Here is a 21961-nt window from a genome sequence, read left to right as displayed (position 1 = left end):
GGCCATTATCAACGGGTGCCGGAAATGAAAAACGGCGGCTTCGAACCGGCCGCATCTGCGTGCCGGAACGAAACCGCCGTCTATGACGATCAGCGAAGCGCGTTAGAACTTGTGACGAATGCCGAGATTCACCATCTCCTGATGGCTCGTGCCCGCATAGCCATACGAGCCGATCGATGCCTGCGCGTCGGTGATGGTGTTGGTGTTCGCGTCGCGCGTCTGGCCGCTCGCATGCTGATACGCAGCCGTCATGTAGAGGTCGGTGCGCTTGGAGAGGTTGTAGTCCGCGCCTAGCGACACCTGATGGTACGTCGCCGACGTGTCGCCGTTCGAATGCGTGTAGCTGTAGCCGACACCGACCAGCATCGCGGGCGTGGCCTGATAGTTCACGAAGCCCTGGCCCGTGTTATAGCGTTCGTTCGTGCCGAACACCGAGCTGTCGTCGCGGCGATACTGCGCGTTGCTGTAGCCGAGTCCGAACGTGAACGAACCGGCTGTGTACTGGCCTGCCACGCGTGCAATGCCGATCGAGTGCGCTGTCTGATAGCCGAGATTGACGGGGCCGTCGAACGTGCCGTCGGAGGTGCTGTTCCAGGTCGTGCGAATGCCTTCCGATGCCGGGCTGTTGGACGCGTAGTAGTAGCCTGCCGCGAGGCCGATCGGCCCGTTGTTATACGCGACTGCGCCCGAATACGACTGCTCGGAACCCGTGCTGCCCGCGACGCCGCCTAACGAGTACATCGCTTCGAACTGCAGTCCTGCGAAAACGGGCGACGTGTACTTCACCGCGTTGTTTACGCGGAAGCTGTTGTCGTAGTTGTCGACGTCGCCTGCCGTGGCGAATGCGCTGCCGAAGTAGTTGTCGGCGGTGATGCCTTGCACGAGGTCGATCAGCGGATCGTATTGACGGCCGAGCGTAATGGAACCGTATTGATCCTGCGAAAGGCCGACGAATGCCTGACGGCCGAACAGGCGGCTGCCCTGGCCCATCTTGCCCGTGCTCGGATCGAAGCCGCTTTCGAGCTGGAAGATCGCCTTCAGGCCTGCGCCCAGATCTTCGCTGCCTTTGAGGCCCCAACGCGTGCCTGACAGATTGCCTGCGCTGGTATTGCCGAGCGACCACAGGCTGTTGTTGCCCGACGCGTTGTGAACGTAGGTGATCCCCGTGTCGATCGTGCCATACAGCGTGACGCTGGTTTGTGCGTGAGCGGCGCTGGTGGCCGTGGCCAGTGCGGCCAGTGAGATCATCGAGAGGGCAGTGCGCTTCATTCTTCTCTTCTCCTGCGTGTGGTAAAGCATTGAATGAGCGAGAGACTAAAGGCGCACACAACAAATGTAAAAAATCCAAAAAAACGCATTAGTGAAATTCACAACACGCAATGACGTGATTATTGCGGCTTCATACAAACAGTATTTCCGTGATCATCTTTCTTTAGGCACGCGTTAGCGGATTGTTTTTTGGCAAACGAGAATTAACGCGTATTGCCGCAAATATTTCGCGGCATCATGATGCATCTGGGAATATTGCGGGAACAACGATAATGAATTGTCGATTGCGGGGTTTATCGTTTCGCGCAATGCTTTAGACTCGTTGTGTTTCATCCTGTCTGCACGCAGCGGACAACACGCTTGGACGCGGCCTCGTGCCGCGTTTTTTTTCGCATGTTGATTTGCGTTGGAGACGTCAGCCCTGATCGCTGCGCATTCGCCACGAGGATCCTAGGGCGTGTTTGCCTTGGCGCTGGCATCCGCGATTTGTTATCTAGCTTCACGCGTCGCCCCTGTGCGGGGCGGCACCTACTTTTCTTTGCCGCCGCAAAGAAAAGTAGGCAAAAGAAAGCGGCTAACACCGCCAACATTTCTGCGTGCCTGAGGGCCCCCAACCGGTCTTACGCTTCACACGGCAGCATTTCTGTTTGCGTGCGTTGCCAACGCTTTGAATATGCGCCTCACCCGCTTCGAATACCCGTACTCGGGCAAGCGGCAGCAAATGGTATGTGCCGCCCAGGTGGCATACTGTGTGTAGGTTGTCGCGTCGTACAGGGTAGCGCTCGTACACGGTGGCACGCATGCGCTATCGGTCCGGAGTGAGGCGCGTGTGGCACTACGGCCTACACACAGTTTGCCACCTGGGCGGCGGTGGACTGTCTGGCACGACGTGCTGTAATGCGGGCGCGTGAAGCGGGTGAGGCGCAGCGCAAGAGCGTTGGCAACGAACATGGGTCACGTGATTGCCGTGTGAAGCGTAAGACCCTTTGGGGGCCCTCAGGCAAGCAGAAGTGTTGGCGGTGTTAGCCGCTTTCTTTTGCCTACTTTTCTTTGCGGCGGCAAAGAAAAGTAGGTGCCGCCCCGCACAGGGGCGACGCTTGAAGCACGCTAACAATTCGCGGATGCCAGCGCAAAGACAAACACACCGAGCTGCCGGCGCAAAAACCAAACCACCGCACCAGCACCGCAAAGCCAATTCACAGCCCGCGCCGAACCCAAAAACCAACCCCAAAAATCACTTAAACGGCCAGCTGCGCAGCAGCACTCCTCAACGCGCTCCGCAAACCCTCCTCAACAACGGGATGATAAAAAGGCATCGCGAGCATCGCATCAACGGTAAGCCCCATCTGCAACGCCCACGACAGCAAATGCGCGATATGCTCAGCATCCGGCCCGATCCACTCAGCCCCCACAAACCGGCGCGTCGCGCGATCAACATACACATGCATCAACCCGCGATTGCGCAACATCACGCGGCTACGACCCTGATCCTCAAAGCTAACCTCACCCGTCACAAACGACCCATCAGCAAGATCCACAAACCGCGCCCCAACCATCGCGATCCCAGGCTCAGAAAACACAACTGAAATCGCCGCCCGCCGCACAAGCGGCTTCACATCGGGATACCGCGCGGCATTGTCGCCCGCAGCGCGACCTTCATCGGCGGCTTCGTGCAATAGCGGCAGCACATCATTCGCATCGCCCGCGATAAACACAGGATGCTTGCCCGCCTGCAACGTCAGCGGATCAAACACAGGCACACCGCGCGCATCGACCTCGATCGTCGTGTTATGCAACGCGAGCTTGTCCATATTCGGCCGACGGCCCGCCGTCACCAGCACATAATCGAACGTGTCTTCGTGCAATTCGCCCGCGCCATCGCGATACCGTAAACGCACGCTGTCACCTTCGCGCGTGGCCGCTTCCACCTGCGCATGCGTCTCAAAGTGAAATGAATCCTTGAACACATCACGCGCATAATCCTTGATCGCCGGATCGCTCAACGGCCCAACGCGCCCACGCGCGCCGAGCATCGTCACGTCGACGCCAAGCCACGCGAGCGCCTGACCCAGTTCCAGCCCGATCACGCCAGCGCCGACCACAGCAACCTTGCGCGGCAGATCGTCCCACGCAAACACGTCGTCGTTGACAATCGCGCGGTCGCCGAGTGCCTGGTACATTGCGGGCACATACGGCGACGAGCCCGTCGCGATCACCACGCGCTTCGCGTGTACGCGGGTGTGCTCGCCGACCTGCAGCACGTTGTCGTCGATGAACTGCGCGTAGCCGATCAGCCGCTCTTCATCGGGAATACTTTCCGTCGATTCGACGACGAACCCAACAAAGCGGTCGCGCTCGCGCCTGACGCGCGCCATCACTTCGCGTCCGTCGACCCGCACGGCGCCATCGACATGCACGCCGAAAGGCGCCATGCTGCGCGCCGCATGCGCGGCTTCGGCGGCGGCGATCAGCAGCTTCGACGGCATACAGCCGACACGCGCACAGGTCGTCCCGTACGCGCCGCCTTCGATCAGCACGGCACTCGCGCCGGCCGCCTTCGCGGCGCGGAAGGCGGACAAGCCCGCGCTGCCCGCGCCAATCACTGCGACATCGATATGAAGCGTCTTCATGATGTTCCTCGCTCAGACGGGCGGTGGCGGAATCAGTGTGCTGTGCCGCGCGCGTCGCTGCCGTCCAGTAGAATCGGTTTGCATTGCACGGTTCCACTGTACGGTCCTGCGTGCGCGTTGCTAATCCTCGAACGATTCAAAAACATGCTTAATCGGCTCAAATGGATCTCTTAAGCCGCTTCCTGTCGCTGATGCCCGTGAGCGGGCGTGTCGATGTCCGCTGCCACTTCGGCGCGCCATGGGCAATCGAAGAAGGCCCCGCGGGCGTGCGAGAGATTCCGTATCACGTGCTGCTGTCGGGGTGCGCGGTGCTCGAAGACGGCAACGGGCCGCCCGAGCATCTGGCCGCGGGCGACATCATCGTGTTTCCAACGGGCAGCCCGCACCGTATCCACGACGGCAGCGGCGCGCAGCCCGTCCCCGTCACGGAGCGGCGCAACATCATGCTGACGGTCGCGGAGAATAGCGGCACGGGCGACACGGCCGACATCCTGTGCGGCCGCTTTCTGCTCGGCGCCGTGCCGGACCGGCTGCTACGCGATCACCTGCCGTCGCGGCTGGTGGTGCGCAGCGGTGCGCATACGACGCTCAATGGCGATCCAGCGGCGAATGGCGAGCAGCCGGGCGGCGTCGCGGGCTCGCGGCTCGCGCGGCTCATTCAACTGATGCGCGAAGAGGCCACGGACGAATGCCCCGGCAGCGAAACGCTCGTCAATCATCTGTCGGCGGCACTGTTCGCGTTGACGCTGCGCTTCGCGAGCGAAGCCGCGCATCCGCCGCACGGGCTGCTGGCGCTGGCGGGGCGTCCGCGCCTGCAGGCGGCCGTCTCGGCAATGTTCGAATCGCCCGGCAAGCCGTGGACGCTCGACCAGTTCGCCGCACTGTGCAACATGTCGCGCGCAACCTTCGTGCGGCAGTTCCAGGAAGCGATTGGTCGCTCGGCGACCGATGTGCTCACCGAAGTCCGCATGACGATCGCGGGCCGCTTGCTGCTCGAATCGACGACGCCCGTCGGCGATATCGGCGAGACGGTCGGCTATCAGTCGGAAGCGGCGTTCCAGCGCGTGTTCAAGAAGCAGATCGGCGTGACACCCGCGCGCTGGCGCGGATCGGGCGGGCATATGCAGTCGCAGGATGCCGCGGCGGATGAAACTGCGGCCGACGCAGAGCAATAGAGAATTTCATAAACCGAACAGCACGCGCCGGGGCCTCTGCGACCGGCCGTGTGCATTGCCCGGAAACCCTTACCGCACAAGGCATCGAGCTATCACGCACAAGCCGCGCGTGACGCTTCACGACGCCTGTGCGCAAAAGCGGTGAGCCGATCAAGCATCTTCATGAGACGCGCCGACATTAACGGCCATCCGATGCGCACCTACAGTTGAGCCATCCCGTCGCCGACGGCAATGCTTCTCAAAGGTGCTCAACATGAAACGCGTCTATCAAGCTCTCGTTCTCGCGGCTGCATTGGGTCTGCCGCTCGCAAGCCAGGCTGAATCTCAATCGACGGCGACGCGCGCTCAGGTTCGCGCCGAACTGATCGCTGCGCAGCAGTCCGGCCAGTACCCGCAAAGCGACACGAACTATCCGGAACCGGCAAATTACTCGGCCGCTGCGCCGCACGTGTTCCATCTCTCTCATGATCTGATCGCGACTTCATACGGTCCGTCGGTAAGCGGCAGCGCCGGCTCGGGTTTCCGTGCGGCGCGTGCCCGCTCGCTGGCGGGCGCATCGTCCGCATTCGACGACATCTATCGCGGCCAGTAACGCGCCGCATTCACTACGCTCACGGAGATAATCATGTCCTCAATCACGATCTACACGACACCGACGTGCCCCTACTGTCTCGCCGCGAAGGCGCTGCTCAAGAAGAAGGGTCTGTCGTACGAGGAAATCAACGTTCAGGGCGACCGCGCCACGGCGCTCGCGTTGATGGAACGCACGGGGCGCCGCACGGTGCCGCAGATTTTCGTCGGCGAAACGCATGTGGGCGGATTCGACGATCTCAACGCGCTGGAAACCGCGGGGAATCTCGATCCGCTGGTCGAGGCCAACGCGGTGCGTTGAGCGCAAAGCGCCAAGCTGGGAAGACCCAGCCGCGAACGGCAGCGCGCCGTTCGCGGCTTTTTAGTTTGTGCTCGTGCGTTACGAACCGACTGGCGGCAGATAGGTCGCGGGATTGACGGGCTTGCCGTCCTTGCGGACTTCGAATTGCATCGAGCCGTTGCCGTTGCCGTGGTCCGTCGCCGCCATCTCGGCGATCGTTTCGCCGCGTTTGACGCTCGTGCCTTCTTTCACGAGCAGCTTGCGGTTATGTCCGTAGGCTGTCACGAGCGTGTCGTCGTGCTTGATGACGATCAGCTTGCCGTACGGCTTGCCGCCGTCGCCCGCGAACACGACGCGGCCCGACGTCGCCGCTTTCACCGGATCGCCGGCTTTGGCCGCGATCACGATGCCCTTCGATTTGCCCTGTCCATACGTCGCGCTCAGCGTGCCGCGCGCAGGCCAGACGAAGCTCGGCTTGCCGGTGTCCGCGCTCTTGTCGGCCTTGTCGGCTTTTGGATTGGCTTTCGCTGCATCGTCGGGCTTTGCGGGCGTGGTCGTGCGCTGTTGCTTTGCCTGTGCAGACGGCGCGGACGCATCGCTGCCGCTGGCTGCATCGGGCGGCGGCGTGACACGCAGCACGCCGCCTGTCTCGATGTGGCCCGGGTCCGTGAGGTTATTCCACTTGATGATGTCTTCGCTGCGTTGCCCGTGGCTCGCGGCGATGCGATAGAGCGTGTCGCCGGGCTTCACGCGGTAATAGCCGTCGGACAGCGGCTTGTCGGTATTGACGGGCGGGCGCCGTGCCGGACGGTCGGTCGAAGCGGGCGACGCTGCCGTCTGCGGAGGCTGCTGAAGCGACCGATCTTCGGGCGTCATCTGCCAGGGCAGCGTCGTGCAACCGCCGATGAGCGATAGCAGGGCGAGGCCCGCGCACGCGCGCGCATGCGTTCGACGATTCGGTTGCGTAGATGTCATGTCGGTCTTCCTCTTGTCGTTCTGCGATGCCGCGGCATCGGTTCGCGCGTGCCGGGCGAACGGCGCGGCGCGGACTGGGCGGCGCAGAACGGGAATCTGACAGACAGCCGTGACGGATGTTTCTGGAATCCTGAATGTTTTACAGCCCTTCGCGTTTTTGCTTTTTATGCGCGCAATTGTGTTGCGAAGCGTCGAGGGACGCGTGGCATGTATGCCACAGCCGCGCTCATGGGCGGCGCTTTTTCCACGCGTAATCGGCGGGCGGATCGGACGCGCCGGCCTTGCCGACGGAACGCGGGTTCTCGCTGCAGAGCGTGACGAAGCTCACGTCATCGCCGGCAGCCTGCTGCTTGCGCAGCGTTTCGGTGAACGCGAGCGCTTTGGTCATTTCGTCGGCGGCGAACCGCTCGAAGCGAGCGGTTCCCATCGACGTGCCTTCTTCCAGCCAATACACGACGAACATGTGTTTCCTTTAATGCAACTTCGATAACGGCATCACGCGAGATCGAGCGCCCCCGTCAGATCGCCGATGGGCGTCAGCCCGTTCTGCACCAGCGCACGGTCACGCAGCGCGACGCCATCGAGTGGCGCGAGCCCATGCACGCGGCTGATCAGACGCAGGATCGAGTTGGTGTCGTACACGCTGTGATCGACATAGCCTTTCTTCGCGAGCGGCGAAATGACCAGCGCCGGAATGCGCGAGCCCGGTCCCCAGCGGTCGCCTTTGGGCGGCGCGACATGATCCCACCAGCCGCCGTTCTCGTCGTGTGTGATGACGATCACGGTGTTCTGCCATTGCGGGCCGCGCTGGATATGTTCGATGACGTTCGCGATATGCCGGTCGCCGGACTCGACGTCCGCGTAGCCCGCATGCATGTTCAGATTCCCCTGCGGCTTGTAGAACGTCACGGCGGGCAGACGTCCCGCGTCGATATCGGCGATGAAGCGGTTGGTCGATGCGTCGTCGCCTACACCTCCGTCGCGCAGATGCCGCGCGCGCGCCGCCGTGCCGGGCGCGAAGTTCGCGAAGTAGTTGAACGGCTGATGGTGATACTGGAAGTCGGGCACGGCGCCCGTGTCGCGATGATCGAGCGCGTATTGCCAGGCGCCGCTATACCACGCCCAGTCGATGCCCTTGTCGCTCAGCCGGTCGCCGATCGTCGCGTAGCGCTGCGGCGGCAGCACCTTCGGGTCGCCTGGGTTCGCGAGCGCGGGGTCGCCGCCCTCGGCGGGCCGCACCATGCTCGGCTGATAGGGCGGCGCCATCGTGTTGACCGCGTAGCCGTCGGGCGTGAACAGGCCGTCGCTGACGAACACCGGCGGGCCTTCGAGCGCCGTCTTCGGCGAACTGGGCGCCTGTTTCAGACGCGTGCCCGTCGGGTCGTCGCCTTCGACGACGGACACGAGCTTCTTCCCCGGCCCGCTGCCGATATCGGGCACGAGCGGCGCCTGCGCCGAAATCAGAAAGATGTGGTTCAGCCACGAGCCGCCGAACGCGGCCATAAAGAAGTTGTCGCACAGCGTGTACTGCTGCGCGAGCGCCCACAGCTTCAGCGATTCGCCGGAACTGCGGTAATGCCCCATCACGAGGCCGCCCGAATCGCCCCATGCGGCGAACTGGTTGTTGCGGCCCGCGTTGATCTGCATCTGGTTCTGATAGAAGCGATGCACGAGGTCGCGGGTGATCACGCTGTTCGGCAGCGGCGCGCCGTGCGCGTCGGTCAGATGAAACGGCTGGTTGCGCAATCCAGCGATATCGCGCTCGGCAATCATGTAGCGCTTGCCGTCGACTTCCTGCGCTTGCGGCACGAGGCCGCCCCAGATCTTCGGCAGCGTGGCGAGCGGCGTGTTGCCATCGCGGTCCAGTTGCACGTAACGATCGGGCGTGACGGCGGACAGCGGATACTGTACGCCGGGGAAGTTGCCGTACAGGTTCGCGAAGCTGCGGTTCTCCGCGTAGATCACGACGATGCGCTTGACCTGATCGCGCAACGCGTTGTCGAGTCGCGCGTCGGCCGCGCTGCGCGGCGCGCCCGTCGAGGCGCTGTCCACCGACTGGCAGCCCGCCAGCGCGAGGCCGAGGCCCGCTGCGGCAAGGCCAGTGAGGACGCGGCGGCGGTCGGGATCGTCGGGGCGGTCGTCGGCGGGGAGGTCGGAAGCGGTGGGCAGATTGGGGTCGTCGTGCTCGTTCATCGGTCAGTCTCCTGGCACAGTGAATCGCAAAAGAGGCACAGCGGGGCAGGGCGAAAGGCGGCGCGCCTTGGCGTCGGCCGCGCGCCAACCGCATCGTCGCATTCGTCAAGGGCGGTTAGCAACCCGTTTGGCGGCCTGTTTTGTGCCCTGTCTGGTGCCCTGCCTGGCAAGGCGGTTGCGTTTTGGATCGTTTGTTGATCTGGCTTGGCCCGGTCATGCGGCGGCGTAGTCACATGGTGGTGGAGCGCTGACGGTTTGCCGCGACCCGCGCGCGGCAAACCTGTCCGGTGGCAGCGGCTACAGGTTTCCCTTCAGTTCATCGAGCGACACGCCAAGCTCGCCCGCGAGGTGCTTCACGAGCGCTTCGAGCCGCTCGACGCGCTCGCTCAACTCGCGCTGCTGGGCGCGCAGCGCTTCGAGTTCGCCGGGCGGCAGCGGCTCGTCGGAGAGTGCCGCGGCGCCGATCTGCTCGGGCGTGGGCTCGCCGCACAGCAAATGCATCCAGCGGCTCTCGCGCTCGCCCGGCGTGCGGCCCAGCTTGACGACGCGCGGCGGATCATTGGCGGCAAGCTCTTCGAGAAACGCCTCGACGGACGACGTATCGGCGAAGCCGTGCAGGCGCGCGGTGGCGAGCCGCAACTCGGCTGCCGTCTGCGGGCCGCGCAGCAGTAGCGCCGTCAGCAGCGCCGCCGACTGGCGCGGCAGACCGAGCACGCGCTCCATGTTGTGCTCGAAGCGCGGCACGCGGCTGCTGCTGCCTTCGAGCACCAGCGAAAGGCGCTTCATGGAGTTGATCGCGTCGAGAATCTCGGATTCGCTGACGTTCATCACGGGCGAGCGCGAGGTCTTCTGATTGCAGCCCGACGCGAGGGAGTTGAGCGACAGCGGGTAGGTGTCGGGCACGGTATGCTGCTTCTCGAACAGCACGCCCAGCACGCGGGCTTCGAGCGGCGTGAGCGCCCGCATGGCGGGGCGCGGGGTATCGTCGGTGGTGGAATTCATGGGCAATAGACTCGAATGGAAAGCCGCGTGTGCGACGGCGCGAGCGCACAGGCTCGCGCGTTAGCATAGTCTATTGCCGTTGGCGGCGGGACTGGAAGCGTTCCGGCCGTTGCTGCGCTGCGGGCGTTACAGCATGTCGTAGGGTTCGTCGGGCACGTCGAAGATGGTGTCGTCCACGTCGAGTTCGATCGAACAGCTGTCCGTCGAAGCCGGCTGCGCCCTCGACACTTCGACATGCTGCCGCACGAGATCCCTCAGACGATCCTGCGCGACGCGCCGCTTGGCCGTATCGAGCGCGGCATAGCGGTCGATCTGCGCATCGCCGAGCTTGAGCGTTACGACGCAGCGCGCATCGAGCGTCGTGTCGCGGCCCGTTTCGACGACCCACGAGAGCATCAGCCAGGTCGTCGGGCCTTCCTGATAGGCGCTGACAGTGGGCGCTTTCGGCGATTCGAAGGTCCCGATGAGGGCCAGTTCGATTTCCTCGATGCGCTGCGACAATCCAATCGTGTCCATGGCTGCTCCTTTTATCTGTTTTCGTCTGGATAGGTATGAGCAACCGGGATGCCACTGTCTTGTCACGTCCGCGTCACATAGCGTGCCGTGAGGGGCCGACCGAGCCGATGACGGCCTGTCACAGGCCGCGCGATACACTGCGGACTTGCCGTTCGTCCACACTGAACAACACACAGGGGCAACCCGAAGGAGAGTCGCATGCGTACCAGCGCACGTAATCATTTCGCCGGTCAGGTCACGGCCGTCAAGGCCGGCGCCGTCAACGACGAGATCACGCTCCGCACCCAGGACGGACTCGAGATCGTCGCGGTAATCACCCACGGCAGCGCGTCGTCGCTCGGGCTCGCGGCGGGAAAGCCGGCGTTCGCGCTCGTCAAGGCTTCGTCGGTGATCGTGATGGTCGATGCCGACAGCAGCAAGGTGTCGGCGCGCAACTGCATCGCGGGCACGGTCGCGTCGGTCACGAAGGGCGCGGTCAATAGCGAGGTCATCATTTCGGCGGCGGGCGGCGCGCAGGTCGCCGCGATCGTCACGAACGACAGCGTCGACCGTCTCGGCCTCACCAGCGGCAAGGCGGCTGCGGCGATCTTCAAGGCTTCGAGCGTGATCGTCGGCGTCGATTGAGCGTCGACGCCGGGCGCGGGCGGCGGCCCCGCGCCCCGCACGTCATAAGCCGTGCGATATGCCGCCTATGTCGCGTTTCCCTTCGGCAGCCAGTTCGCGAGCAGCGTAATATATCCACCGATACATCGTGGGCATGACAGCGTCGCGACGCAATGGAGATGGACGATGGGAATGACTGGCTCGGCGGCGCTGCCGCTGCAGGAGACGACGGCAGGCGCCGTCATGCTGGCGGGCGATTTTCTGCGTCCGATGCAGGTGACGATCGACGATCTGCGGCAGCACGCAAGCGTGACGGCCGATCCCTTCGACCTGCGCTGCTACACGACGAACCGCTTCATCCGCAAGGTCGATCAGTATCGCGGCGTGCTGCTGAAGGATCTGATCGACATGGCGGGCCTGCGCAACGACCGGCCCGGCGATTTCAAGCGGACCATTTTCATCGCGCATGCTCACGACGGTTACGCGGTGACGTTCTCATGGCATGAACTGTTCAACACGCCGATCGGCGAACGCGTGCTCGTCGCGTTCGAACGCGGCGACCAGCCGCTTTCCGTCGACGAAGGCGCGCCCATTCTGTTTTCGGCCGCTGATATTCTGCCCGCGCCGCGTCATGTGAAACGGCTCGCGGGTGTGGTTGCGCGCGTGCTTGAGCTTTGATGCCGTCAACGTGGTCGTCGTCTTTGCTGGCGTGAGCTGGCCGCGTACTGGTGCAAGTGCCGATTGAAGTCGTGCGTATGGCATCGTGTATGCTTGCGCGCATGAGTCAACCGGCAAACAACATGAAGACATCGGCACATCCGAAGCCCGAGGTGCGCTTCAGAATGCGCATTCAGCAGGAAGGCACGATCGCGCTGGGACCGGGAAAGGTCGCGCTGCTCGAAGCGGTGCGCGAGCACGGTTCGATTTCGGCGGCGGCACGCAGCCTGAACATGTCGTATCGGCGCGCGTGGCTGTTGATGGATGAACTGAACCGTTCGCTGAAATCGCCGGCGACGGTGTCCGAGCATGGCGGGCAGAGCGGCGGCGGCAGCGCGCTGACGCCCGTCGGCGAGGAGATCATCCGGCTCTATCGGGGCATCGAAGCGCAGGCATATGCCGCATGCGCCGACGATATCGCCGCGCTTACGAAGATGGTGCGGCGGTAGATCTTGAACGGTTTGCGCGTGACGCCTAGCCGTGACGCAGACAGAAGCGCGGCGCTCCACCGGACTGCGTGTTCGTCTGCGCGTCGGCATTGAGCCGCCCGATCAGTTCGACAAAACTCGCGACGCTCGCGGTGCGCAGCGGATACCACGCAATGTGGCCGCGTTCGCAGATACGCTTGAGCATGTTCATCGAGTCGTGATCGATGCAGTCGACGGGAAACACCACCATATCCGCGCCTGGCAATGCAGCCGCCAGCAAGCCCTTGCGATCCTCGATGCCGCCGTCATGCACGGTCATCTCGCCGCCCGCCGATTCGACGATCCGCCTGATCGCCGCATTCGAACCCGGCCTTCCCCCGACATACACGATGCGCATGCGTTCCAGAATCGCCAGCGAGGCCGAACGCCCGGACGGGTCGTCGCCCGCCGTGGCCTGAAGCGTGCGTTCCAGCGCGCTCGCTTCGGCTTGCAGCGTTTTCACGAGCGCATCCATTTCATCGAGCCGCGCGCGCAACGCACGGGCGCTTTCCTGTTCGGCGGCGACACGCTGTTCGGCGGCTTCACGGCGGTTCGTATGCAGCGCGAGTCGCTCGTCACGCGCTGTCAATGCTTCGCGCAGCACTTGGACTTCGGCGCGTAGTGCGTCGTCGGTGCCGGCATCCTGTGCCTTGGCGTGCGCCGCGCGCGTTTCCAGTTCCTGCGCGGCGGCGTCGCGCTGCAAGCTCATCTCCTGCAGGCGGCTTTGCTGGCGATCGATCTTCGTGCGCAACGTGGCATTGTCTTCTTCCAACGCGACGAGCCGCCGGATATCCGCGCGATTCGCGGCGCCGACCAGATGCGACAGCATGTGCAGGTCGCCGAACGCCGATTGCCGCACGCTCATGGTGGTTTGCGGATGCGTCATCAGGGCCCAGTAGGCGGGCGGAATGTCGCCGCTCTTAAGCGCTTCTTTCCATAGCGCGAGCACCGCGTCGGGGTCTTTCGCCTTGTCGAACAGCCGGAGCGCGCCGGCATAGCGCTCGTCCAGTGCCTTTTGCAGCGCCTTGCCGCCCGCGCCGCCTTCGATCGCAAGCTCTACAGCCGTGTGGTGAATTTCGAGGTCGGTGGCGCGTTGACGGTCGAGGTCGGTGAACTTCGGCACGAGCTTGCGCAATTCATGCGTGCTCAGACACGTGCCGATGATCGAGCAGTGCAGATGCGCATCGAGTTCCGCGAGCCGGGTGCGTCGTTTCAGATCGGCGAGTTGCGCCTTCGACGGCGCGCAGCAGGGATCGGCGCGTTGTGCGGAACCGATGGACGTATCGATGCCCGGGCGGGCGAGACGAAAGGGCGGAGCGTGCATGAAGACCTCTATCCGGACATGACGGCGGACCGGGGTGGATGCGCGAACGGGTTATCGAAATATACCATCGAATATAGCGAGTGCGCGTCGGGGCGAGAATCAGTGCACCGGTTCGGGTTGACGCCTGCGCGTTGGCAGCGGCGCGGGCTTGAGCGCCACCGTGCGCGGTGGCGTGGGCTTGTGCCGCTCCAGCACGTGCTCGACGCACAGTCCGACGAGGATCGCATCGACTCGCTCCAGCGCCGTCACCGTTTCGCGCATCGCCGTCGGGTTCGTGCTGAAGGACTCGGAAAACACCGCGTCGCGTGTACGTTCGAGCACGCGCGCCTGGCGGATCGCGATTTTCAACTCGCGCAGCCGCGCAAAACGGGCGGCTTGCGCTTCGCTGGCGAGCATCGACAGCAATTCGCGCAACGACGCGGAAGACAGTCCTTCGGCCATCGACGCCGCGTTCCGCGCGGCCGCGAACATCTGGACGAAGCGCGTGACGCTGCTGCGCAGACGCCTGAACGCATCGACCACGTCACGGATCTGCTGCGCGCGCACGTCAGCCGACATCGGCTTGAGCGTGCTGATTTTCCCGGATAGTGCATCCGTTGGCGCATCGCGACGAGTGCTGCCCACCCCGACTCTCCCGAGACTAGAACGATCGATATATTCTACCGTATATATCGGTGCGCTTGTCACGTCGCGATCCGATCGTTCGTTCATTCATTCGTTGGTACGATAGTCAACGGCGGCCGACCACGAGCGCGATGCCGCCCAATATCGCGGCCGCGCTCAACGCGAGACGCGCGGTCAGCGGTTCGCCGAGCAGCACGATGCCGCCCATGGCGGCGATCAGCGGCACGCTCAATTGCACGGTCGCGGCCGTGGCGGCCTTGAGTTCCTTCAACGCGGCGTACCAGATCACGTAGCCGACGCCCGACGTCAACGCGCCGGATATCGCCGCGAAAAGCAGGCCCGTTCTATCGATCGATGCACGCGCAAACATCGCGATGCTGATCGCCGCCGCGAACGGGATGGCGCGAATGAAGTTGCCTGCCGTGGTGGCCGTCGGATCGGCGGCGCGTTTGCCGCGCAGCGAATACGCGCCCCACGCGATGCCCGCGCACAGCATCAGCAGCGACGCGAGCGGAGGCGGCGCGCTCACGCCGGGCAGCACGAGCGCGACGAGGCCGGCGAGCGCGCATGCGAGGCCCGTCCATTGCAGCATCCGTAGACGTTCTCCGCGCCAGAGCGCGTAGCCGATCATCGTCGCCTGCACCGCGCCGAACAGCAGCAGCGCGCCCGTTCCCGCCGCCAGCGATACATAGGCAAACGAGAACGCTGCTGCGTACGCGAAAAGCGCAAAAGCGGAAAGCCAGTTGCCGGCGATGGGTTGCGACTGGCCGCGGCTGCGCAGAATGATCCACAACACGATGGCAGCCGAGACGATGCGCACAGACGTAAACGTTGCGGGATCGATCGACGTGCCCTTCAACGCAATGCGGCATAGCAGCGAATTGCCGGCGAAGGCGAACATGGCGACGATCGTCAGCAAGGCGATGTGCATGCGCGGCATGGTGCGTTGGGCAGAAGGGGCAGCGTCGTGGGCGTACACGATACTTTAGCGTGAGGCGATGCATCCACGCATCGCGCGGTGCAGCGTGAATCGATGGAAGCGGGGCGCTGAAAAACGATGCCGGATAGCAACGAGACAACGATTGCTATCCGGCATGCCGGAGGCGCTGTGTTCAGGCCATTGAGGATGGCTTGATGTTCTGGTTATGGCGGAACAGGTTCTGCGGATCGTATCGGTCTTTCACCGCGACGAGCCGCGCGTAGTTCGGACCGTATGCGTCGCCCACGCGCGCGGATTCTTCTTCCGTCATGAAGTTCACGTACACGCTGCCGAGCGCGAACGGCGCCGATGCATTGAAGAACGCGCGCGACCATGCAATGCAGCGCTCGTCGTCGGCGGCTTCCGTCCAGCGGCCATGTACGTTCATCACATACTTCGCGTCGCGATTCGAGTAGGCCATTGCATCGGGCGCCACACGCATCGTCTGGCCGCCGATTGCGCCGAAAAAGATCTCGCACTGCGGCGACGGCAGATTGGCGATGGCATCGACGAATGCGTCGATCAGGCCGTCGTCGAGCGTTGCGAGATTGTGCGACTTCCAGTAATTGCGCTCGCCCGGCGTCAGTAGCGGATCGAATGCCTGTTGCCACGCGGTGAACGGCATCGGTCCGAGATGTTCGCCGTAGGGCGTACCGAATTTGCGCACTTCTTCGACCACGGCCGGACCGTTCGCGACAGGCCCCGTGTAGCAGACCGCAAACGCGATGATCGGCTTGCCGTGTACGTCGGCGGACAGGAAGGGCAGCGGCGGCGCGAAGCGCGCGACGGCCCAGACAGTCAGCTCGTCGGGCCAGGTTTCCAGCGCGGCGCGATATTTGACTAGCGCGTCGCGCGCCTGGTCCATCGGCAGCACGACGAGGCCGCCATAGACCTCGGGTCCCACTTCGTGCAACTTGAACTCGAACATCGTGACGACGCCGAAATTGCCGCCGCCGCCGCGAATTGCCCAGAACAGATCTTCATGCGAATCGGCGCTGCAGCGGATCGATTCGCCATTGGCAGTGACGACATCGGCTGAAATCAGGTTGTCCACCGTCATCCCGAAGCGCCGGCTGATCCAGCCGAAGCCGCCGCCGAGCGTGAGGCCCGCGACGCCCGTCGTCGAATTGATGCCGAGCGGCGTGGCGAGCCCGAAGGCTTGCGCTTCGTGATCGAAGTCCCGCAACAGACAGCCGGGTTCGACATAGGCGCGGCGCGCGACGGGATCGATACGCGCGGACTTCATCTGTGACAGGTCGAGCACCATGCCGCCTTCGCACATGGCGCTGCCCGCGATGTTGTGGCCGCCGCCGCGCACGGCGAGCAGCAACTTGTTGTCGCGCGCGAAATTGACGGCGCGACGGACATCGGCCGTGCCCGCGCAGCGAACGATGATCGCGGGTCGACGGTCGATCATCCCATTCCAGATACTGCGTGCTTCATCGAACGTTGGATCGCCGGGCAATACGACCTGGCCCCGCGTGAGAGCTTTGAATTCGTCGATTGCACTGCTGGACAGATTCGCCATGCTACACCTCCGGTACGGACAAACAACGTCCGAACCCCTCGATCATGTCTGATCAAAGTAGTTCGGACGACCTGGCTTTCGTCCAGTAAACGAGGCTGACCGGCGCGCACAAATTAACGTATACCCGCACGCCTTCGCGTTTCATCCCGGTTCCTTTGAATACGGGCCGGTACACGTGAAAAGCCTGAAAAACAAGGCCCTTTCTGGATGGACTCACGGATGGAGTGCTTCGTAAATAGCGAGTCCCGCTGGAGCCCGCTCACGCGGCGACGTTTTGCAAATGTGCGAAGCGAACCATAGGAAACCATAAGCCTGCTGTCTTTTTCATCGCGCGAAAATAGAACGTATGCGATTGACTCGCGCGCACGGATTGCGGTTTTGGGACCGCCGGTTTCGACAGCTCAGACGAATTGCACAGCCGCCCGGTGTACCGCATTTCTTCTGTTACGCTGACCGCCAACTTGCTCTCTGTAAGTAAACTCGCGTCAATGCGTAATAGATTGTTCTACTGTCCGTAAGTACAGTAGATGGTGTTTGTTCACGTTTTGTATGGTTAACCCCGATTTAAACGTAAACGAACAAAAGAGAACATTGTTGCTGTTGTTTTGATTTCCTTTTTGAACATGGGTCGTATGGCCTGTTTTTGAAGTGCCCGAATAAAAACCATCGGGACAATGGATCGATAACAGCTTCTCCGGCGCCCGCGCGGCGCTATCCCTTGCCCTGCCTCTCGTCAGCAAACCGGGCCGCGCCTTGCGGCGCCCGGCGTATGCGAACGCCGTAGTCGAATCACTGTTGTCGCCGTACCAAAGCATCTGCATTTGCATCGAAGCCGCGGTTGAACAAAGAACAAGCAGAAGAAAAGCGAAGCTGCATCAGAAGCATCGAACAAAGGAGAGCAATTTGGTTTTGGAACTCGAGCGGGTCACCGTCGTTTCGGGCGGGCTGACGCATCTGTACGGCGTCGATCTGCGGCTCGTCCCGGGGGCGATCAATGTGCTGCTGGGTCCCACTCAGGCAGGCAAGACCACGTTGATGCGCGTGATGGCAGGACTCGACAGGCCCACGACAGGGCGCGTGCTGGCCGACGGACAGGACGTGACGGGTGTGAGCGTGCGTCAGCGCAACCTCGCCATGGTCTATCAGCAGTTCATCAACTATCCCGCGATGACGGTGTTCGACAACATCGCGTCGCCGCTCAAGCTGCAAAAGACGGAAGCGGGCGAGATACGCCGCCGCGTGAACGAGGTCGCGTCGAAGCTGCATATCGAGCATCTGCTCGACCGGCGTCCCGGCGAGCTGTCGGGCGGCCAGCAGCAGCGTTGCGCATTGGCGCGCGCACTGGTCAAGCGCACGTCGCTCGTGCTGCTCGACGAACCGCTCGTGAATCTCGACTACAAGTTGCGCGAGGAATTGCGCGCCGAACTCACGACACTCTTTTCCGACGGCAAGACCACGGTCGTCTATGCGACGACGGATCCGCTCGAAGCGCTGCTGCTAGGCGGCTACACGGCCGTCGTCGACAAGGGCCGCGTGCTGCAGTTCGGCCCGACGCTCGACGTCTACAACGCGCCTGCGAATGTCGATGTCGCCGCCGTTTTCAACGATCCGCCCATGAATATGCTGACGAGCGAACTGCTGGAAAACGGCGACGCGCGTCTGCCCATCGGCATCGACGTGCCCGTGCGCCGCGCAGCCGCCACGGCTGTCGGAACGAGCACCTGCCGGATCGGCATCCGGCCCGGCCATTTGCGTCTTGCGCCGCGCAACGCGCATTCGATTGCCGTGCCCTGTCTGCTCGAACTCGCCGAGTTGAGCGGCTCGGAAACCTACCTTCACTTGCATACGCGTCACGGCGGCATCGATCTCGTCGCGCAGTTGCAAGGCGTGCATCAGATCGCGCTCGGCACGCAGCTCGACGTCTATATCGACCCCGACGAACTGTTCGTGTTCGGCGCGGACGCCAATCTTGTCGCGCGTCCCAAGGTGCAGGAGGTGGCATATGGCGCGCATTGAGTTTCAGAATCTCGGTCACGCGTACCGGCCAAATCCCGCCTCGCTCGACGACTACGCGCTGCAACCGATGAGCATGGTGTGGGAAGACGGCGGCGCTTACGCGCTGCTCGGTCCTTCGGGTTGCGGAAAATCGACTTTGCTCAATATCGTGTCGGGCCTGTTGACACCATCGGAAGGCAAAGTGCTTTTCAATGGACGCGATGTCACCGTGCAAGGCGCGCGCGAACGCAATATCGCGCAGGTGTTCCAGTTCCCGGTGATCTACGACACGATGACCGTGTTCGACAATCTCGCCTTTCCGCTGCGCAATCGAGGGCTGCCTGCCGCCGAAGTCCGCACGCGCGTGCATGAAGTGGCCGACATTCTCGACATGGCGCGTGAGTTGCCGCGCAAGGCGAGCAATCTGTCGGCGGATGCGAAGCAGAAGATTTCGCTTGGACGCGGACTCGTGCGCAAAGATGTGGCGGCGATTCTTTTCGACGAACCGCTGACCGTCATCGATCCGCACATGAAATGGATGCTGCGGCGTCAGCTGAAGAAGATCCACCAGCAATTGAAGCTCACGCTGATCTACGTGACGCACGATCAGGTCGAAGCGCTGACATTCGCGGATGAAGTGGTCGTGATGACGAATGGGCGCGTCGTGCAAAAGGGCGGGCCGGAAGCGCTGTTTCTTCGCCCCGATCATGCGTTTGTCGGCTATTTCATCGGTAGCCCGGGGATGAACCTGTGCCCCGTTAGTCTCGATGAAGGCGCGATCAAGCTCGGCTCGCAACGCGTCGCCGTCGACGCGAATACGCTCGCGACCCTCAAGAGCACGAACGGCGATCTGAAGCTTGGCATCCGGCCCGAGTTTGTGCGTCTCGCCAACGACGGCGAAGCGGGCGCAGTCCGCGCGCAAGTCACACGCGCGCAGCAACTCGGCAACTATCAGCTAGTGACAGCGAACTGCGAAGGTCACATCTTCAACGCAAAGATGGAGCCGAATTTGCGCGTCGTGGATGGCCCCGTGTGGTTGCGCGTCGCGGCGCCCGAAACCGTCTATTTCAGCAACGACGAACGCATTGCGGTGCGAGCCGCAGGAGGCGCGTAATGAAGCCGCTCAACCAGAAGGCGTGGCTGCTCGTCGTGCCTGTTTTCATTTGCGTCGCGTTCTCCGCGATCCTGCCGCTGATGACGGTCGTCAATTATTCGGTGCAGGACATCATCAGTCCGACGCAGCATGTGTTCGTCGGCACCGAGTGGTTTCGCAACATCATGACCGATCCCGATCTGCGCGGCGCCTTGGGCCGGCAGATCATTTTCTCGGCGTGTGTATTGCTGTTCGAGATTCCGCTCGGCGTTGGGCTTGCACTCGCGATGCCGGCGTCCGGCTGGCGCGCATCGGCGGCGCTCGTGGTGCTCGCGATGCCGCTGCTGATTCCATGGAACGTGGTCGGCACGATCTGGCAGATCTTCGGCCGGCCCGATATCGGTTTGCTCGGCTACGTGCTCAATCGCATCGGCGTCGACTACAACTACACGGCGAGTCCGACCGACGCATGGGTCACCGTGCTCGTAATGGATATCTGGCATTGGACGCCGCTCGTTGCATTGCTCTGCTATGCAGGATTGCGCGCGATTCCCGATGCCTTCTATCAGGCCGCGGAAATCGACGGTGCAAGCCGTTTTGCGGTGTTTCGCTATATCCAGTTGCCGAAGATGCGCGGCGTGCTGATGATCGCGGTGCTGTTGCGCTTCATGGATAGCTTCATGATTTATACGGAGCCATTCGTGCTGACGGGTGGCGGTCCGGGCGACTCGACCACATTCCTGAGCCAGTACCTGACGCAAAAGGCCGTCGGTCAATTCGATCTCGGGCCTGCGGCGGCTTTCTCGCTGATCTACTTCCTGATCATCCTGTTGCTCTGTTTCATTCTCTACAACTGGATGGAGCGCGTCGGCAAGGGCGGTCCTGCAACGACGGGAGAAGACAATGCGTGATAACCGCCGCTGGATACGCGGGCTCGTCTTGCTCGGCTATATCGCGTTCGCGTTGATTCCGCTGTACTGGATGCTGTCGATTTCGCTGCGCACGAACGAAGAAACGATGTCGGCGTTTTCGATCTGGCCGCATCAAGTGACATTCGACAACTTCAAGGTGATCTTCACTGACCCGTCGTGGTACTGGGGCTACATCAACTCGATCATTTATGTATTGATGAATACGGTGATGTCAGTGCTCGTCGCGTTACCGGCCGCGTACGCGTTCTCGCGATATCGCTTTCTCGGCGACAAGCACATGTTCTTCTGGCTGCTCACCAACCGGATGACGCCGCCCGCCGTGTTCCTGTTGCCGTTCTTCCAGCTCTATTCGAGCGTCGGGCTGATGGACACGTATGTCGCCGTAGCGCTCGCGCACATGCTGTTCAATGTGCCGCTCGCGGTGTGGATACTCGAAGGCTTCATGTCGGGCGTTTCGCGTGAAATCGACGAGACCGCGTATATCGACGGTTATTCATTTCCCGCATTCTTCATCAAGATCTTTCTGCCTTTGATCAAGGCGGGTGTCGGCGTGACGGCATTCTTCTGCTTCATGTTTAGCTGGGTCGAACTGCTGCTCGCGCGCACGCTGACCACCGTCAACGCCAAGCCGATTGCCGCCGTGATGACGCGCACGGTATCGGCGGCGGGGATGGATTGGGGCGTGCTGTCCGCAGCCGGTGTGCTGACCATCATTCCCGGCGCGCTCGTCATTTACTTCGTGCGCAACTACATCGCGAAGGGCTTTGCGATGGGGAGAGTGTGATGTTCACGTGGATGTACTGGACACCCGAAGTCGGGATCTTCTTTGGCTGCGTGGTTGCGATGCTCGCGGGCATGACGCTGTGGGAGTTTCGCGCGCCGACTATCGAACGCAAAGGCTTTTTGCCGATTGCGACCACGCGTGGCGACAGGCTCTTTATCGGACTGTTGACGGCGGCCTATGTGAATCTCGCGTGGATTGCGATTAGCGGCGAAGGCGCGAGCGCATGGCCGGGCTTTGCGGCGTCCGTCGTCGTGCTGTTCGTGATCATGTGGAAGGGATAGAGC

At 62.7% G+C, this 21961-nt stretch carries 22 protein-coding genes; 11 read left to right on the top strand and 11 right to left on the bottom strand.

What is annotated here, in order from left to right; all coding sequences use genetic code 11:
• Window positions 1-102: 102 nt before the first annotated feature.
• Window positions 103-1269: a porin gene (locus tag BLT65_RS38510; RefSeq protein WP_042308154.1), complete on the bottom strand. Its 1167-nt coding sequence runs from the start codon at window positions 1267-1269 to the stop codon at window positions 103-105.
• Window positions 1270-2507: 1238 nt separating this feature from the next.
• Window positions 2508-3899: a dihydrolipoyl dehydrogenase gene (locus tag BLT65_RS38505; protein WP_091788387.1), complete on the bottom strand. Its 1392-nt coding sequence runs from the start codon at window positions 3897-3899 to the stop codon at window positions 2508-2510.
• A 161-nt stretch (window positions 3900-4060) separates the two neighbouring features.
• Here BLT65_RS38505 and BLT65_RS38500 point away from each other — a divergent pair, with 161 nt between their 5' ends.
• The 3 genes from BLT65_RS38500 (at window position 4061) to grxC (ending at window position 5966) form a co-directional block, all read left to right on the top strand.
• On the top strand, window positions 4061-5074 hold the full coding sequence (locus BLT65_RS38500; protein ID WP_091788384.1) for an AraC family transcriptional regulator: 1014 nt from the start codon (window positions 4061-4063) through the stop codon (window positions 5072-5074).
• Between the two features lie 253 nt (window positions 5075-5327).
• Window positions 5328-5666, top strand: a complete 339-nt coding sequence (locus BLT65_RS38495) for a DUF4148 domain-containing protein (RefSeq protein WP_091788490.1) — start codon at window positions 5328-5330, stop codon at window positions 5664-5666.
• A gap of 33 nt (window positions 5667-5699) precedes the next feature.
• A complete protein-coding gene (gene grxC, locus BLT65_RS38490) occupies window positions 5700-5966 on the top strand; it encodes a glutaredoxin 3 (RefSeq protein ID WP_091788380.1) in 267 nt (88 codons plus the stop codon).
• A 78-nt stretch (window positions 5967-6044) separates the two neighbouring features.
• Here grxC and BLT65_RS38485 read toward each other — a convergent pair whose 3' ends face one another.
• From BLT65_RS38485 to BLT65_RS38465, 5 genes are all read right to left on the bottom strand, one after another.
• Window positions 6045-6920, bottom strand: coding sequence for a M23 family metallopeptidase (locus BLT65_RS38485; RefSeq protein ID WP_091788377.1), 876 nt, complete (start codon window positions 6918-6920; stop codon window positions 6045-6047).
• Between the two features lie 226 nt (window positions 6921-7146).
• Window positions 7147-7383 (bottom strand): hypothetical protein, encoded by a 237-nt coding sequence (locus BLT65_RS38480; RefSeq protein WP_042308143.1) that lies wholly within the window; start codon window positions 7381-7383, stop codon window positions 7147-7149.
• A gap of 32 nt (window positions 7384-7415) precedes the next feature.
• Window positions 7416-9113 (bottom strand): acid phosphatase, encoded by a 1698-nt coding sequence (locus BLT65_RS38475; protein WP_091788373.1) that lies wholly within the window; start codon window positions 9111-9113, stop codon window positions 7416-7418.
• A gap of 297 nt (window positions 9114-9410) precedes the next feature.
• Window positions 9411-10115 carry a YceH family protein gene (locus tag BLT65_RS38470; RefSeq protein WP_091788370.1) on the bottom strand — a complete coding sequence of 235 codons (705 nt, stop codon included), beginning with the start codon at window positions 10113-10115 and terminating at the stop codon, window positions 9411-9413.
• A 126-nt stretch (window positions 10116-10241) separates the two neighbouring features.
• Window positions 10242-10631 (bottom strand): DUF3022 domain-containing protein, encoded by a 390-nt coding sequence (locus BLT65_RS38465; RefSeq protein WP_091788367.1) that lies wholly within the window; start codon window positions 10629-10631, stop codon window positions 10242-10244.
• 198 nt (window positions 10632-10829) lie between these two features.
• On the opposite strand from BLT65_RS38465, the gene BLT65_RS38460 reads away from it, so the two are divergent.
• From BLT65_RS38460 to BLT65_RS38450, 3 genes are all read left to right on the top strand, one after another.
• Window positions 10830-11255 (top strand): TOBE domain-containing protein, encoded by a 426-nt coding sequence (locus BLT65_RS38460; protein ID WP_091788363.1) that lies wholly within the window; start codon window positions 10830-10832, stop codon window positions 11253-11255.
• Between the two features lie 165 nt (window positions 11256-11420).
• Window positions 11421-11912, top strand: coding sequence for a molybdopterin-dependent oxidoreductase (locus tag BLT65_RS38455; RefSeq protein ID WP_007744073.1), 492 nt, complete (start codon window positions 11421-11423; stop codon window positions 11910-11912).
• Between the two features lie 164 nt (window positions 11913-12076).
• Entirely contained in the window at window positions 12077-12400 is a 324-nt protein-coding gene (locus BLT65_RS38450) for a winged helix-turn-helix domain-containing protein (protein ID WP_042308297.1), read from the top strand.
• A gap of 25 nt (window positions 12401-12425) precedes the next feature.
• On the opposite strand, the gene BLT65_RS38445 is transcribed toward BLT65_RS38450, so the two are convergent.
• From BLT65_RS38445 to BLT65_RS38430, 4 genes are all read right to left on the bottom strand, one after another.
• A complete protein-coding gene (locus tag BLT65_RS38445; protein ID WP_091788360.1) occupies window positions 12426-13742 on the bottom strand; it encodes a DUF2325 domain-containing protein in 1317 nt (438 codons plus the stop codon).
• Between the two features lie 99 nt (window positions 13743-13841).
• Window positions 13842-14366, bottom strand: a complete 525-nt coding sequence (locus tag BLT65_RS38440) for a hypothetical protein (RefSeq protein WP_091788357.1) — start codon at window positions 14364-14366, stop codon at window positions 13842-13844.
• Window positions 14367-14472: 106 nt separating this feature from the next.
• A complete protein-coding gene (locus BLT65_RS38435; RefSeq protein ID WP_091788354.1) occupies window positions 14473-15306 on the bottom strand; it encodes a DMT family transporter in 834 nt (277 codons plus the stop codon).
• 172 nt (window positions 15307-15478) lie between these two features.
• Complete coding sequence (locus BLT65_RS38430) at window positions 15479-16873, bottom strand: FAD-binding oxidoreductase (protein WP_042308126.1); 1395 nt, start codon at window positions 16871-16873, stop codon at window positions 15479-15481.
• Window positions 16874-17776: 903 nt separating this feature from the next.
• Between BLT65_RS38430 and BLT65_RS38425 the strand changes: the two genes are divergently transcribed.
• Genes BLT65_RS38425 through BLT65_RS38405 form a run of 5 tightly spaced genes read left to right on the top strand, consistent with a single transcriptional unit; the run spans window position 17777 to window position 21958 of the window.
• A complete protein-coding gene (locus tag BLT65_RS38425) occupies window positions 17777-18889 on the top strand; it encodes an ABC transporter ATP-binding protein (RefSeq protein ID WP_091788351.1) in 1113 nt (370 codons plus the stop codon).
• Window positions 18876-19982 (top strand): ABC transporter ATP-binding protein, encoded by a 1107-nt coding sequence (locus tag BLT65_RS38420; RefSeq protein WP_091788347.1) that lies wholly within the window; start codon window positions 18876-18878, stop codon window positions 19980-19982. The genes BLT65_RS38425 and BLT65_RS38420 overlap by 14 nt, the downstream gene beginning before the upstream one ends.
• Entirely contained in the window at window positions 19982-20872 is an 891-nt protein-coding gene (locus tag BLT65_RS38415) for a carbohydrate ABC transporter permease (protein WP_007587590.1), read from the top strand. Before BLT65_RS38420 ends, BLT65_RS38415 begins: the two co-directional genes overlap by 1 nt.
• A complete protein-coding gene (locus BLT65_RS38410) occupies window positions 20865-21677 on the top strand; it encodes a carbohydrate ABC transporter permease (protein ID WP_079488416.1) in 813 nt (270 codons plus the stop codon). Before BLT65_RS38415 ends, BLT65_RS38410 begins: the two co-directional genes overlap by 8 nt.
• Window positions 21677-21958 carry a DUF2160 domain-containing protein gene (locus BLT65_RS38405; protein WP_091788344.1) on the top strand — a complete coding sequence of 94 codons (282 nt, stop codon included), beginning with the start codon at window positions 21677-21679 and terminating at the stop codon, window positions 21956-21958. The genes BLT65_RS38410 and BLT65_RS38405 overlap by 1 nt, the downstream gene beginning before the upstream one ends.
• Window positions 21959-21961 lie beyond the last annotated feature (3 nt).

The organism is Paraburkholderia steynii, assembly GCF_900100565.1.
Classification (GTDB): domain Bacteria; phylum Pseudomonadota; class Gammaproteobacteria; order Burkholderiales; family Burkholderiaceae; genus Paraburkholderia; species Paraburkholderia terrae.
The sequence above is the reverse complement of the archived record's forward strand: the minus strand, read 5'-3'. Positions and strand labels throughout refer to the sequence as shown.

Bases quoted from the DNA above. Each gene is read 5' to 3' on its own strand.
- BLT65_RS38510 (WP_042308154.1), bottom strand. From the start codon at position 1,269: ATGAAGCGCACTGCCCTCTCGATGATCTCACTGGCCGCACTGGCCACG.
- BLT65_RS38505 (WP_091788387.1), bottom strand. From the start codon at position 3,899: ATGAAGACGCTTCATATCGATGTCGCAGTGATTGGCGCGGGCAGCGCG.
- BLT65_RS38500 (WP_091788384.1), top strand. From the start codon at position 4,061: ATGGATCTCTTAAGCCGCTTCCTGTCGCTGATGCCCGTGAGCGGGCGT.
- BLT65_RS38495 (WP_091788490.1), top strand. From the start codon at position 5,328: ATGAAACGCGTCTATCAAGCTCTCGTTCTCGCGGCTGCATTGGGTCTG.
- grxC (WP_091788380.1), top strand. From the start codon at position 5,700: ATGTCCTCAATCACGATCTACACGACACCGACGTGCCCCTACTGTCTC.
- BLT65_RS38485 (WP_091788377.1), bottom strand. From the start codon at position 6,920: ATGACATCTACGCAACCGAATCGTCGAACGCATGCGCGCGCGTGCGCG.
- BLT65_RS38480 (WP_042308143.1), bottom strand. From the start codon at position 7,383: ATGTTCGTCGTGTATTGGCTGGAAGAAGGCACGTCGATGGGAACCGCT.
- BLT65_RS38475 (WP_091788373.1), bottom strand. From the start codon at position 9,113: ATGAACGAGCACGACGACCCCAATCTGCCCACCGCTTCCGACCTCCCC.
- BLT65_RS38470 (WP_091788370.1), bottom strand. From the start codon at position 10,115: ATGAATTCCACCACCGACGATACCCCGCGCCCCGCCATGCGGGCGCTC.
- BLT65_RS38465 (WP_091788367.1), bottom strand. From the start codon at position 10,631: ATGGACACGATTGGATTGTCGCAGCGCATCGAGGAAATCGAACTGGCC.
- BLT65_RS38460 (WP_091788363.1), top strand. From the start codon at position 10,830: ATGCGTACCAGCGCACGTAATCATTTCGCCGGTCAGGTCACGGCCGTC.
- BLT65_RS38455 (WP_007744073.1), top strand. From the start codon at position 11,421: ATGGGAATGACTGGCTCGGCGGCGCTGCCGCTGCAGGAGACGACGGCA.
- BLT65_RS38450 (WP_042308297.1), top strand. From the start codon at position 12,077: ATGCGCATTCAGCAGGAAGGCACGATCGCGCTGGGACCGGGAAAGGTC.
- BLT65_RS38445 (WP_091788360.1), bottom strand. From the start codon at position 13,742: ATGCACGCTCCGCCCTTTCGTCTCGCCCGCCCGGGCATCGATACGTCC.
- BLT65_RS38435 (WP_091788354.1), bottom strand. From the start codon at position 15,306: ATGCCGCGCATGCACATCGCCTTGCTGACGATCGTCGCCATGTTCGCC.
- BLT65_RS38430 (WP_042308126.1), bottom strand. From the start codon at position 16,873: ATGGCGAATCTGTCCAGCAGTGCAATCGACGAATTCAAAGCTCTCACG.
- BLT65_RS38420 (WP_091788347.1), top strand. From the start codon at position 18,876: ATGGCGCGCATTGAGTTTCAGAATCTCGGTCACGCGTACCGGCCAAAT.
- BLT65_RS38415 (WP_007587590.1), top strand. From the start codon at position 19,982: ATGAAGCCGCTCAACCAGAAGGCGTGGCTGCTCGTCGTGCCTGTTTTC.
- BLT65_RS38410 (WP_079488416.1), top strand. From the start codon at position 20,865: ATGCGTGATAACCGCCGCTGGATACGCGGGCTCGTCTTGCTCGGCTAT.
- BLT65_RS38405 (WP_091788344.1), top strand. From the start codon at position 21,677: ATGTTCACGTGGATGTACTGGACACCCGAAGTCGGGATCTTCTTTGGC.